General features: G+C 50.8%; 12 protein-coding genes. 4 read left to right on the forward strand and 8 right to left on the reverse strand.

Annotated elements, in window-relative coordinates; translation table 11 throughout:
• Positions 1-82: 82 nt before the first annotated feature.
• From ACMYR3_RS00350 to ACMYR3_RS00385, 8 genes are all read right to left on the reverse strand, one after another.
• Positions 83-3,205: an efflux RND transporter permease subunit gene (locus ACMYR3_RS00350; RefSeq protein ID WP_424193428.1), complete on the reverse strand. Its 3,123-nt coding sequence runs from the start codon at positions 3,203-3,205 to the stop codon at positions 83-85.
• A gap of 12 nt (positions 3,206-3,217) precedes the next feature.
• The gene (locus tag ACMYR3_RS00355) at positions 3,218-4,423 is read right to left on the reverse strand and encodes an efflux RND transporter periplasmic adaptor subunit (RefSeq protein ID WP_424193430.1); all 1,206 of its coding nucleotides are present in this window, start codon (positions 4,421-4,423) and stop codon (positions 3,218-3,220) included.
• A 17-nt stretch (positions 4,424-4,440) separates the two neighbouring features.
• Positions 4,441-5,757 carry a TolC family protein gene (locus tag ACMYR3_RS00360; RefSeq protein WP_424193432.1) on the reverse strand — a complete coding sequence of 439 codons (1,317 nt, stop codon included), beginning with the start codon at positions 5,755-5,757 and terminating at the stop codon, positions 4,441-4,443.
• Positions 5,758-6,030: 273 nt separating this feature from the next.
• The gene (gene trmL, locus ACMYR3_RS00365) at positions 6,031-6,501 is read right to left on the reverse strand and encodes a tRNA (uridine(34)/cytosine(34)/5-carboxymethylaminomethyluridine(34)-2'-O)-methyltransferase TrmL (RefSeq protein WP_424193434.1); all 471 of its coding nucleotides are present in this window, start codon (positions 6,499-6,501) and stop codon (positions 6,031-6,033) included.
• A 7-nt stretch (positions 6,502-6,508) separates the two neighbouring features.
• The gene (locus ACMYR3_RS00370; RefSeq protein ID WP_424193436.1) at positions 6,509-7,150 is read right to left on the reverse strand and encodes a ComF family protein; all 642 of its coding nucleotides are present in this window, start codon (positions 7,148-7,150) and stop codon (positions 6,509-6,511) included.
• A 197-nt stretch (positions 7,151-7,347) separates the two neighbouring features.
• On the reverse strand, positions 7,348-7,851 hold the full coding sequence (gene rfaE2, locus ACMYR3_RS00375) for a D-glycero-beta-D-manno-heptose 1-phosphate adenylyltransferase (protein ID WP_424193438.1): 504 nt from the start codon (positions 7,849-7,851) through the stop codon (positions 7,348-7,350).
• A gap of 15 nt (positions 7,852-7,866) precedes the next feature.
• Positions 7,867-8,754: a ferritin-like domain-containing protein gene (locus ACMYR3_RS00380; RefSeq protein WP_424193439.1), complete on the reverse strand. Its 888-nt coding sequence runs from the start codon at positions 8,752-8,754 to the stop codon at positions 7,867-7,869.
• Positions 8,755-9,220: 466 nt separating this feature from the next.
• Positions 9,221-10,177 (reverse strand): MerR family transcriptional regulator, encoded by a 957-nt coding sequence (locus tag ACMYR3_RS00385; protein WP_424193441.1) that lies wholly within the window; start codon positions 10,175-10,177, stop codon positions 9,221-9,223.
• Positions 10,178-10,489: 312 nt separating this feature from the next.
• Between ACMYR3_RS00385 and ACMYR3_RS00390 the strand changes: the two genes are divergently transcribed.
• From ACMYR3_RS00390 to ACMYR3_RS00405, 4 genes are all read left to right on the forward strand, one after another.
• Positions 10,490-11,086 carry a glutathione peroxidase gene (locus ACMYR3_RS00390; protein ID WP_424193443.1) on the forward strand — a complete coding sequence of 199 codons (597 nt, stop codon included), beginning with the start codon at positions 10,490-10,492 and terminating at the stop codon, positions 11,084-11,086.
• A gap of 204 nt (positions 11,087-11,290) precedes the next feature.
• Positions 11,291-12,118: a GTP cyclohydrolase FolE2 gene (folE2, locus tag ACMYR3_RS00395; RefSeq protein ID WP_424193444.1), complete on the forward strand. Its 828-nt coding sequence runs from the start codon at positions 11,291-11,293 to the stop codon at positions 12,116-12,118.
• A gap of 299 nt (positions 12,119-12,417) precedes the next feature.
• Positions 12,418-12,858: a nuclear transport factor 2 family protein gene (locus tag ACMYR3_RS00400; RefSeq protein ID WP_424193446.1), complete on the forward strand. Its 441-nt coding sequence runs from the start codon at positions 12,418-12,420 to the stop codon at positions 12,856-12,858.
• Positions 12,859-12,989: 131 nt separating this feature from the next.
• Complete coding sequence (locus tag ACMYR3_RS00405) at positions 12,990-13,418, forward strand: acyl-CoA thioesterase (protein ID WP_424193448.1); 429 nt, start codon at positions 12,990-12,992, stop codon at positions 13,416-13,418.
• The last annotated feature ends 20 nt before the right edge of the window (positions 13,419-13,438 follow it).

The following is a 13,438-nucleotide window of genomic DNA, read 5'->3' on the forward strand; positions in this document are numbered from 1 at the left end:
CGATGCCCACCAATGCAAAAAACCCCTAATCACCAAAAAGTGATTAGGGGTTTTGTCGGGTGATTGGCGCTAAGTTGAGCGCTTAATGAAAGGGGATCGGCTGTTTGCGCTGTTGCCAGCGCTCAGCGACTGCCAAATAAAGGGAAGGCAAGACGATCAGGGTCAAAATAGTTGCTGTGACCAGGCCACCGATCACAACAACAGCCAAAGGTCTCTGGGTCTCCGCACCAATAGCGTGCGAAAGTGCCATGGGGAATAAGCCAAGCATGGCGAGCAGGGCGGTCATCAAGACGGTACGCAAACGTTCCATCGATCCTTCCAATACCGCCTCACGGGCATCGCGGCCTTCAAGTTGCAATTGGTTGAAGTAGGTAACCATCACCACCCCGTTCAATACTGCTTGGCCAAATAGGGCAATAAAACCAATGGCTGCCGATACTGAAAGTGGTATCCCAGTAAAAAAGAGTGCAAAGATACCGCCGATCATTGCAAAGGGGATATTGGAAATGATCAGGCTGGCATTTTTAAATGAATTAAAGGCATTGAACAGCAGCAGGAAAATCACCAGAATGGACAGAGGCACGACGACTGAAAGACGCGCCATCGCCCGTTCCTGGTTTTCAAATTCGCCCGACCAGGCCAGTTCATCAGACGGTTCAAATTTGAGATTGCCATTTTTTAAACTTTCCTCGATCCGGTCTTTCATGTCCTTGACCACGCTGCCCATATCGCGATCACGGATAAACACACCGACTGCCACGACGCGACGACCGTTTTCGCGACTGATGTTCATCGAGCCAGATGTGGCCCGAAACTCAACCAGTTGGGAGAGTGGTACTTGCGCACCATCTTGCGTGGCGACGAGCAGATTGGGAATATTGGGCAGTTCGCGTTCAGATTCCTTGAGACGCACAATCACGCTGAAATGCTTTTCGCCTTCCCACAGTTCGGTCGTGGCTTTGCCGGCCAGGGCGGTTTCTACCAGATCCTGTACATCACCGACGTTGACACCATAACGCGCTGCGGCGGCTCGATCAAAGTCCATCACATACTGAGGTAACTCACCATCCCGATCCACAAAGGCGCGTACCACACCAGGAACACCATCCACGATCTGCATGATGCGACGGCCTGATTCCTTCAGCTTTTTAATATCATCACCGCGCAGCTTGATCACGATCTGCCCTTTGATCTGTGAAATGCTTTCCAGCACGTTGTCGCGTACCGGCTGTGAAAAGCTGGCTTCCACGCCAGGCAGTTTGGCCAGATTGCTTTCCACTTCCTTGATGATTTTGGCCTTGTTCATGCCTGCGCGCCATTGCGTTTCCGGCTTCAGATCAACCAATGTTTCTGAGGCATTGAACAATTTAGGATCGGTACCATCATCGGGGCGTCCCACTTTTGAAATCACGGAATTGATTTCCGGTGTGAGCCGGATCGTATCGCGGATCTTCTTGGCTTCACGGTTGGCTTCACTGCCCGAGATCGAGGAGGGCAGATCCACGTTGACCCAGATGGAACCTTCGTCCAGTTCTGGCAAAAACTCCGTACCAAGCTGTGTGGCAGCCACCAGGCTTAAACTCAATACGCTCAGGGCAATCACGACGACTTTGCGTTTGTTGTCCAAAGCCCATACCAAAGCTGGGCGATAGACTCGTTTGCAGGCACGCACAATCCAGTTATCTTCATGGGCAATATTTTTCTTCAGCAATAGTCTGCAAAGCAGCGGTACCAGTGTCAGTGAAATGAGTAGTGACCCAATCAAGGCCGATGTCACGGTGTAAGCCATTGGCGAAAAGATCCGGCCTTCGGCACGTTGCAGGGTAAAGATGGGAATATGTGCGGCGATGATGATGACCATGGAGAAAACGGTGGGTCGTCCCACTTCAGTGGCGGCCTTGAGTACCGCGCGGTAACGGGCGTTACCATCCTGCATCTGGTCTTCGCTCAGCTCACCCAGTCGTCGGAAGATGTTTTCCACCACAATGACCGCGCCATCCACAATGATGCCAAAGTCCATGGCCCCCAATGACAGCAAATTGGCTGGAATGCCCACAAAGGTAAGCCCCAGGAAGGTGGATAGCAAGGCCAAAGGAATGACCAAAGCCACAATCAATGCCGCGCGCAGATTACCCAGGAAGAGATAGAGCACCAGACAGACCAGCCCAGCACCTTCGGTCAGATTGGAAAACACGGTATGCAGGGTTCGATCAATCAACCAGGAGCGATCGTAGTAAGGAACGACCTTGACGCCACGGGCACCGGCACCGGGCAAAGCCTGATTATTGATATATTCAATTTTTTCTTTGAGCGCTTTCAGCACCAGCGAAGGGTTTTCACCTTTACGCATGACCACAATGCCATTGACGATATCATCCGTATCATCCTGTCCGACCAGACCTTGACGTGGTGCACCACCCACTTTGACTTCGGCAATATCCTTGACCAATACGGGCACATTATTGTTTTCAGTGATCACTACCTTTTCAATATCAGCCGATGAGCGAAAAGCACCGAGCGAACGTAGTAGGAACTGCTGTCGACCTTGCTCGACGGCGCCACCACCCGCATTGGAGTTGGCACGCGACAATGCCGTAAAAAGTTGCGCCAGGGTGACTTTGTAATCGCGCATCTTGGCAATGTTGGGATTTACTTCGTATTGTTTGATCGAGCCACCCATCGTCACTACATCGGCCACACCGGGTACCTGACGCATATTTTTTTCAACAACCCAATCCTGCAAGGTGCGAAGCTGTTGCGCTGTCAGATGATCGCCACGGAGGCGGAAACGAAAGATTTCGCCAATCGCGGTTGAGAGTGGTGCCAACTCGGGTTGCACGCCATCCGGTAAGTCGGCACCTCGGAGGCGTTCCAATACTTGCTGGCGTACAGTCTGGTCATTGGGTTTGTCATTGAACGTGACAATGATGAAGGATAGTCCAAACTGGGTATGGGAAAACACTCGCACGGTGTTGGGCAAGCCGGACAGGGCAATTTCAATTGGAATCGTGACCTGTCTTTCCACCTCTTCGGCAGCTCTGCCGGGATAGAGCGTAATGATATTGGCCTGGGTATCCGATACATCAGGAAATGCTTCTACCGGGAGTTGCTGAAAAGCGGTGAGACCACCACCAATAAACAACGCTAGCGCCAGCCAGACCATCAGTGGCTGGGTTAATGCAAAATCGACAATACGTTTGATCATGAGCGGCTGCAGTTATTTGGCGGGAGTGGTAGCCGTTGTGCCACCTTTTTTAGTGTCGATGACCGGGGCATATTGCGCGGTTTCAACCAGCTGTTCGAGATAAAGGCAGCCATCTATGACGACCAGATCATGGGTATCCAATCCGGCCAGAATGGGCACCATGCCCGACGATTCCTGACCAATCTTGACTGCTTTGCGAGTGTATTCACCTTTACCGGTCTGTATAAAAACGTAGTTTTGATCACCCTTCAGAAAGACGGCCTTCGGTGGTATTGATAAGCCAGCAATGGCGGGCAAAATCATCTCGGCATTGGTGAACATTTCGGCTTTGAGCTTGTGATCAGGATTAGGTACCACTGCCCGAATCTTGATGGTTCTGGCAACCGGATCAATATAGTCGGAGGCCAGTTCTACGGTGGCGCGAAAGATTTCATTGGGGTACGCCACCATGCGCAGTTTGAGTGACGTGCCTGGATGGAAGCGGCCCAGATCTGCTTCAGTGGCGTCTAACTGTGCCCATAGGGAACCAGGGTCACTGATGACAAACTGTGGTGTATCACTCTGGTCAGTCCGCAATTCCTGCCCTGTATTGATATGACGCTCAACCAGTACACCACCAATGGGGGCTTTTAAAGCAAAGCGTTCATTGACCGAACTGGCATCAGCGCCCAGTTGTTTTAAACGGACCGAGGTGCGCTCAAATTCAGTCTGCGCATCCGCCAGATCATTTTGGGCCTGCTGCAAATCTTTTTTGGCGATGATGCCGGCGTCGAATAGTTCTTTCTGACGTTGTAATGTCTGCTGGGCAAGGCGGGCATCGGCTTCGGCCTTGCGGGCATCGGCCTGCGCCTGACCAAAATCGGCAGAACTCAATATCGCCAAGGGCTGGCCTGCTTTTACAGTATCACCTTGATTAACCAGCACTTGTATGACGCGACCATTAAACGGTGTCAAAACACGTACGGTATGATCTTCATTCCAGACCAATCGACCAGGAATGGACAGGCTGCGGGCACTGTCTTCGGCGGGTTGTTCGACCGGCAGATTGGTCTGTCCGCCCTCAACAACAGGAAAGCGAATGGTTTCACCCGTGACGACAGGGTCGCCATCGGTTTTTTCTTCTGCGGCTTTGTGGCTGCAACCAATCAGCGAGACCAGCAGCATGCTGGTCAATAGCTTGGTAACGATTTGCAATGTGGGCGTGTGACTGAACTTCATAAAAACCTTGTGAGGACTCAGGGTTGGGCTGAGGTGACTTGTGTGGCAAGTTTGAGATTCCATTCGGCATGGGCTAGATCAGTGCGTGCCTGAACAGCATCAAGCTGTACCTGGCGCAAGGCGCGGCGTGCATCCAGCAAATCCAGTACCGATGAGGCACCTTTGTTATAGGCCACTTCGGCCCGATCTGCGACTTGCTGGGCAGTAGGTACGATCTCGTTTTGATAACGGACATAGCGTTCGCGCGCCATGCCAACATCAGCGATGAGGCCTTTAAGTTCATTACGGGCGCTCACCAAGGCCAATTGATAACCATCCTGTGCAGCGTAATAATCGGCTGCTGCGCGCTGCTGCTCGCCTTCATACTGATGGCGAACGAATAAGGGCAGTGCGACTGAAACCCCGAAAAAATTACCTTGTCCCTGAGTATTGCTAGGTGAGGTTGGGTAATGATCAAATTGTGCACCAACGCTGATATCGCGGGTCTGCAGGCTGCGCGCCAGATCACGCGTGGTGGCAGCGGCTTCGGCGCGTGATTTGAGCGCTTTCAGATCGGCGCGATCAATCAGAATCTGATCGTTATCAGGTAGCGGGGTGGCACTGATTGGACCATTGTCGAGCGTGAATGCGGTAGCCGATCCACTATAGCCAAGCAATTGCGCGAGTTGCCACTTGTTGCGGGTCTGATCGGATTGCGCGAGTGATAAATCATTATTGGCACGCAAGACGTCCAAAGCCAATCTGGATACATCGGCTTGAGCAATATCACCAGCGGTCAGACGTTTTTGACTCAGATCGGCGGTGCGTTGATAGAGCGTCATGTTTTCGGTCAACAGGCGGCTGCGTTCTTGTGCTGCCAGCGTGTCATAAAAAAGGCTGGTCAGTGCCAGCGTTTTTTGTCGAATTGTTTCGGAGAGGTCGGCTTGCGCTGCAGCGACCAGCTTTTGTGTAGCGAGAGTCCGTAACTCACGCTTATTGCCGCGTTCCAGTAATTGATCGACGCGGATGCTGGAATCGACGGTTTTGCTGCGCAAGCCGCCGTTGCCGATGCCCAGATGTGGGTTGATGCTGCCAACACCTAGCGATAGGGTGGGATTGGGCGCTTGCCCGGCAATCATCACATCGGCCTGGGCTGCTTCAATAGTGCGTTGCGCCTGCAGAATATCGGCGTTGCAGGCAAACAGCCGTTGCGCGGCAATTTCAATGGTCAGCGATGATGCCAGGGGCGTGGAACAGACTGCGCGGTCAGGCTGTTGCGCCTGGCTACTGGGCAGGGCAGTCAGCATCAGCACAAACATCAGCGTGGATGAGGATCTGCGTGCAAAAATGGCCACGAGATGGAATCTCCTTTATCTATGAAATTATTTGTAAGGAATATGAAAGCTGGCGAAGAGTAAGAAGCCTACCTTTCGCGAAACTTGCAAAATTGCTTATTCAGCCGGCCTGTTACAACCTGTAACGGCTTGTAAATCAATATGAACGGATTGCGCTCTGTATGAACCAATTTAATTGGGTTTGACGCCATCAATCCGTTGTCACGATGATTTATAGCTGTTGAGGCAGCAGCGTACTTGCCGATTACTTGCCAATAATAGCACTCGTTTATTTCACCGGCCGCCAGCATAACCTTGCTGACGCCAGGCTTCATAAACGACGACGGCAACGGTATTGGAAAGATTGAGGCTGCGATTGTCCGGACGCATGGGCAAGCGGATCCGTTGCGTTTCGGCAAACCAGTTGCGAATCGACTCTGATAAACCACGGGTTTCCGCGCCAAAGAAGAGCCAGTCACCCGGTTCAAACCGGACTTGGGCAAAGGGTTGCGAGCCCTTGGTAGTCAATGCAAAACAGCGGGTCGGATCAGGATTGGCCTTCTCCAAAAAGGCTGGCCAGTTCGGGTGCACCTGCATGGTGGCGTATTCGTGATAGTCCAGTCCGGCGCGACGCATACGTGCATCATCCAAAGGAAAACCGAGTGGTTCAATCAGGTGCAGCGCGACGCCGGTATTGGCGCAGAGACGAATGATATTGCCCGTATTGGGCGGGATCTCGGGTTCAACGAGTACAACATGAAACATGGTCTGATCAGCCTGTTAACGATGGATGCGGATTGGCGCCAAGTTTGGTTTCCGGTGCCGGGGTGCGACACACGACCAGATTGGTCACCTTGCTGGCACCGTGCCGCTTGAGTAGTTGGGCAATCTCATTGAGTGTGGCACCGCTGGTCATCACATCATCGACGATTGCGATATGGCTACCCTGTATTGTCTTGGTTGTTCCCGCAGTAGTCGACCAGGCAAAAGCCTGATGCATATTCTTGCTGCGTTCTCGTAATGGGAGTGTGTGCTGGTCCAGTGTATCGCGGATTTTCTGCAATTGATGGGCCGAGGTGTGGAGATTCAGTTTTTGTGCCAATGGTCTGGTGATCTCCCAGGCCTGGTTAAAACCACGTTGCGCCAGCTTTATTTGAGTCAATGGCACCGGTAGTGCGACATCGGGTCGGCAGATATCTTGATCATGACGACCATGTACCTGCAAGGCATCGGCCAGTTGTGCAGCCAGCCAGGGCGCCAGGCTTAATCCTTGCGCGTGTTTCATGGCCATCACCAATTGATTGATCGGGGCGACATAGTCGGCCAACACGATGGTGGCATCATATGCAGGTTGCTGTTTCAGGCACTGACCACAACGCAGTTTTGTCGTTGATGTTGTGTTTGCCTGATCCATGCGAATGCCGCATTGATGGCAGCGGCACACCGGCTGAAAATAGGTGCTCGCACAGGCATGGCACACTACCTGATCCTGTACGCTGCCACACAGTGCGCAAACATTGGGTAAGCAAGCATGCAAGAGGGATTCAAACAATGAGCAATTGCCGGTTGGTTGGGCACGAACAAGTGTCACTTTTTTAGTAAGGCGTTGAGTTAAGACTGCTGACGAACCTTGCTGAGCAGTTTGCTGGTGGAGCGATCATGGGCAAAATCAATCGCCAGAGCGCGACCACCCCAACTTTTTACCAAAGCGGTTTCAGCCAGTTTTTCCATGTCATAGTCGCCCCCTTTAACCAGTATGTCGGGACGAATTTCAGCAATCAATTCATAGGGGGTGGGTTCGGCAAAACTGGTTACCAGATCAACGCTTTCCAGTGCAGCCAGCAGTGCCATGCGATCGGCTTCCTGATTGATCGGGCGGTCATCCCCTTTGCTCAGTGTGCGTACCGAAGCATCGGTATTGACGGCCACAATCAGGCTACCGCCCAGTGCCTTGGCTTGCGCCAGATAACTGACATGGCCGCGATGCAAAATATCAAACACCCCATTGGTAAACACCCAAGGGTGGGGCAGCTGTTGCAGTGCTTGAGCGAGGTTGGCACGAGTGCAGATTTTGCGCTCAAACGCAGGAATCTTTGGTACGTCAGTTTGGGTCAAGGTGGGCAATCTGTATCAGGCTTGTGATGGCGAATCGGTGGGTGTTGTGGTCGAGGCGGCGGTTGCTGCAGCAATGCGCTTGACCACTTCTTTGCGGTAGCGATTTAATTCCTGCACATTATTAAAGGTGCGATCAAACAGGATCGACATATTGTGCAAGATGCGCTCAACGACTTTGGTTTCCCAAACGGTATCAAAATCAATCTGATTATCCAGCCAGCGTTCCAGCCAGCCAGGGTCGGGCAGGCGTGACTGCACAGTATCACGTGGAAACAGCGTGCCATTGACGTGCAGATTGGTCGGGTGCAGCGGTTTTTCGGTGCGACGGGCAGAGGCCATCAGCACGCCAATCTTGGCAAAAGCCGCGCGGGTTTGATCGGCCAGTTTTTCGGTCAGCGCTTTTTTCATATAACGCAGATAAGCGCCAGCATGGCGGGCTTCATCTTGCGAGATGACTTTATAAATGGCTTTGATGACAGGTTCGGTATGCCATTCAGAGGCGCGGCGATACCAATGATTGAGGCGAATCTCGCCACAAAAATGCAGCATCAGTGTTTCCATGGCCGGTGCGGGGTCAAACTCAAAGCGTACTTCATGGAGCTCGGCTTCGGTGGGTACCAGATCGGGGCGAAAGCGGCGCAGATATTCGATCAGCACCAGCGAATGTTTTTGTTCTTCAAAAAACCAGACTGACATGAAGGCGGAAAAGTCGGAGTCATGACGATTGTCGCGCAAAAACATTTCCGTTGCGGGCAGCGCCGACCATTCAGTGATCGCATTCATTTTGATGGTTTGTGCCTGCTCGTCCGTGAGCAGACTGGCGTCAAACTGATCCCAGGGGATGTCTGACTCCATATTCCAGCGGACTGATTCCATTGATTTGAACAGTTCTGGGTAGAGCATAGAGAGCCTTTTTGCGTGGCGTTAAATTATCGAAGTATGTGTCGTTACGGTGTAAATCCGATGTAAACCGAATTTTAGCAAATCGGCCGACCATAAGCCTCTGTATTTATGAAGGTTTTATGAATTACTGTCGTGCGTGACATGACATTGGATAAGGGCAGCACATATAGGGCAGGTAAAGCAATACTGATGATTATTGCCGATCTGAAAAGCCGAATCTGGTGTTGAGTAGTCGTGCCAAAGCCGTTATCTATTGGAGCGGGGGATAAGCCAATAGTTCAGTATTCACAGTGTTGCGCCGTCTTTGGCATGGCTGGGCGAGTGGCCGAAAAGTATATTGGAAAATGGCGTTTTTATGGGGGTATATCGTTAAATTGGCTTATTAAGTGCTTGTATAAATACTCTATTTTTATACATCAGGGGACTATTATATTGCTGCTGATTTGCTCTGACGGGGTGAGAGGGATTAGTTGTGCGCTTGCCGCCAGTGGGTAATAGCACTGGCAATGTCGTCCAGCGTGTTGAATACCGTCACCCCTTCTGGTGGACGGCGCTGCAGAACGGGGCAACTGCCGCCTGCCCAGATTTGCACAGAAGTCGGCAAAGCCAAACGCAGCTCATGAAGACCATCCACGGCCTGATTACCATTCATATAACTTGAAAATGACAACGCGATCACATCTGTTTGCTTGGCTCGAACAGCTAAAACCATATCGCGGATGGGCGTTTGCGCACCCAGGGAAATGCAGTAGCAACCGTCCAGTGCCATCAATGCTTCTGCCATCAACAGTCCAAGCCCATGGGGTTCTTGTGGAAAGGTGGTCAGTAAAATTTTGGGTCGAGCGGGACTGGGCAAGTGCTGGCCCGCCAGGCTGTTAATGGCATTGCGTAGGATCATCTGTACCGATTCGGTGTAAAGATGCTCTTCAAAAATCTCAATGTCATTGCACATCCAGGCCTTACCCACTATTTGATTGAGTGGTGCAAGCACGGCAATGACAAATTCTTTCAGGCCCATTCCCACCAGTGCCTGCTGCATTTGGCGGCGCATTTCGGCAATATGGTGTTGTTTGAGTAAAGCCATCAAGGATGGCACGGCAGAGTGCAAGGGCCTGGTATCCATTGTCATTGAATGAGCGGACGCGTTGTTGTGTGCCAGGTCAGCCAGCAAAGCTTGTCGTTGTTCCGCCCGTAAGGCCATCAACTTGCCAGGACGGTGGCCTTGATCCATCAATCGCTTGATGACGCGCAGTTGTGCGACTTGATGAACTGGATAGAGTCGTTCGCCATATTCGTCCCGTTCGGGTTGTGGAAAGCCATAACGACGCTCCCAGACGCGTAGGGTATCCTTGCTCAGACCGGTTTCCCGTTCTACGGCAGTGATGCCCATGGGCAAGACCGACGATGCTATACGCTCATTCATAACAGGCCTGATAGAAAAGTGACAAAAAGGTTCATTTCAATATTTTCATTTTGTCCAGGACAAAATATTGACGTAAAGGAGTTTAATTAATATTATTAATTTCGTCGATCAGTTTGACTAAGACAGAGAAGTTAAATTGAATGAGATCCTGAACCGTTTAATGCACCTTAATGTGCGCATGCAGCTTGCTTGGGTAATTTGCTGAGATAACCCTGCATGAAATAAGTTTATCGAGTATGTTTAAACTATGTATGTAAATGGTTGTCCAAAATGGGGCGTGCGATTCCATGCACTGTGAAAGCGAGGTAAACGATGTATCCATTTTATTTACCCAAGCTGTTATTTGCTGTATTGCTCGGCGTGGTGGCCATGTTGGTCGTACCCGGTCATGCGTGTGCGGCAGATTCGGTGGCGACCAACCCCGCAGCTTGCCCGACAATTTTGCAGCATAGTTTCAAGCGTTTGCAGGATGAGGTGCCACAAAACCTTTGCCAGTACAGTGGCAAGGTGGCTCTGGTCGTCAATACTGCCAGTTATTGCGGATTTACCAGCCAGTATCAGGGTTTGGAAGAACTCTATGCACGTTATAAAGATCAGGGTTTGGTGGTGCTTGGTTTTCCTTCACATGATTTTAATCAGGAGCCGAAGGACGACAAACAGATCGCGGATTTTTGTTTTAACACCTATGGTGTCAAGTTTCCCATGTTTAGCAAGTCATCTGTCAAAGGGGATGCTGCCAATCCCTTGTATCAGGCGCTATTCAAAGAAACTGGCAAACAGCCTAAGTGGAATTTTTATAAATATCTGATTGATCGGCATGGCAAGGTGGTCGCCAGTTATGGCAGCATGACCGCGCCGACGGACAAAGAGCTGGTTGGTCAGATCGAAAAGTTATTGAGTGGTAGCTAGTTAAGCATCAATAGATAAACATGAAATAAATACAGTCAGGCAGGCTGGCAATGGTGCCGGATGCCTGGGTGACGAGTTGATTAATTGAAAGGTCAGCTCTCTTCGTGAATTTGGGTTAGTTCTGAGCGACCTGAACGAGCGTAGGCTAAGTTTGAGATTGTGTATAACAATCTCGCACCCTTCCCTGATCGTAAGAGGATTGTTATGAACGCACCTGAAAAAATATTTCTACCTGACGTCCAGTCAAATGTTGATCAGCGTAATTTGCCGATTCAACGGGTGGGTGTGAAATCCATTGTGCATCCGATCAGCGTTGCCACGGCCGATGGTGGTGTACAACACACCGTTGCCAATATTGATATGTATGTGGCCTTGCCTTCGGATGTGAAGGGGACGCATATGTCGCGCTTTCTTGAAATTTTGCAGCAACATGATGCGCCGCTTTCAATGGGAAACATCACCACAATGATGAGTACCATGCTGCAACGGCTGGAAGCCAATGCGGGTTATATTGAATTGCGCATGCCTTACTTTGTCAAAAAAACGGCGCCCGTATCGAGTGTGCAGAGCTTGATGGACTATCAGGTGGCGTTTTGTGCCGAATACAAAAAAGGGGTACTCAAGTTAACTCAGCAGGTGATGGTGCCGGTTACCAGCTTGTGTCCTTGTTCCAAAAACATTTCTGATTACGGTGCACATAATCAACGCTCACATATCACCATCGCTGCTGAGGTCGTGGGTGATATCACCATTGAAGAATTGATTCGCATGGCTGAAATGTCGGCGTCATGTGAACTCTGGGGATTACTGAAGCGGCCTGACGAAAAGTACGTGACCGAGCGCGCTTACGAAAATCCCAAGTTTGTTGAAGACCTGGTGCGTGATATTGCACTCCTGCTCAATGCGGACGAACGCGTTATCGCCTACACACTGGAATCTGAAAATTTTGAATCCATTCACAACCATTCTGCTTATGCCTTGATAGAGCATGACAAACGAGTGGCTGTGGCAAGTGCGTCAATCGCAGCCTGATTGATTTGATGAATGAAATAACGGGTAGTCGATCGGCTGCTATATCGTAGTGGGCGTAACTGATCATTGCACCTGACCTGAGTTGCCATTCTCTTCTTGCTCATGGTAAAGAAGGCCAATCCTGCCATGGGGATTGGTTCTGCTTTTTTGAGGAATGGCGGCCGGAAAATTTGACATTCATTTTTCCCTCCGATTCACCAGGGTTGTTAAACTGATGCGACTTTTATCCTATCGCCTGTATTGCTATCAGTTACACAAATCGACCAGGCTGTAGTTTGTTGATATTTTGAATATTACGCATGTCTTCCATCGATCATCATAATTCACTAGCCAATATCCGTCATTTCTTCGAGCATTTATCGCTCGATTCTTTGGCGATGATCGATACCGTCTATACCAAGGATGCCTACTTTAAAGATCCCTTCAATGAAGTTCGCGGCATCGAGCCGGTGACGCGCATCTTTCGGCATATGTTTGAACAGGTTGACATACCAAATTTTGTCGTCACACATACCCTCCTGCAAGACGACCATGCCTTTCTCACCTGGCAATTCAGTTTTCGCATGAGACGCTGGCATTCCGATACACAGCAGATCATCGGCGCGAGTCACGTTCGGTTTGCCGATGACGGTCGGGTTGTCTATCATCGTGACTACTGGGATGCGGCCGAGCAGCTCTATGAGAAGGTTCCGGTGCTGGGTAGCGCCATGCGTTGGCTCAAGCGCGCCGCACAAAAATAAGAGAGCCAGCTTGTCGAGCCTGATCCAACCAGTGGCGTGCTCGTTAACTAACTCGTCGTCACATCGTGTAGGCTGATTCACGGCGTTGCATGTGATAAGGTTGTATCTGAGACTTATCAGGAATGTGCCCAATGTCAGCTCAAATCACTACTGTCACCATGCCCTTGCGATGGGGCGACATGGACCAGGTTGGCCATGTCAACAATATCCAGTACTTTGAATATATTCAGGAAGCTCGTTTAGTACTGCTGCGCCAATTGCGCACTGGCCTGCAACTGCCCACCGGCCAGGGCTTTGTGCTCGCCAGCACGCAATGCGACTTTGTCCGCGAGCTGGTTTGGCCGGGTGAAATAGCCATCACCCAGCAACTTGTCAAACTGGGTCGCAGCAGCTTTACCATCAGCAACACCCTGTATCGTACCGATGCGCCAGACGCCATCTGCGCACGCGGCCTGTCGGTCATCGTCTGGCGCAATCACGCACTCGGCAAGGCAGAAGCCCTGCCAGATGAAATCCGTGCACGGTTAATGACGTTTTTGCCAGACGGTCAGACTGAGTGACAATTGAATCTGATGTCACT

Source organism: Ampullimonas aquatilis (assembly GCF_049675895.1).
Classification (GTDB): Bacteria; Pseudomonadota; Gammaproteobacteria; order Burkholderiales; family Burkholderiaceae_D; genus Ampullimonas; species Ampullimonas aquatilis.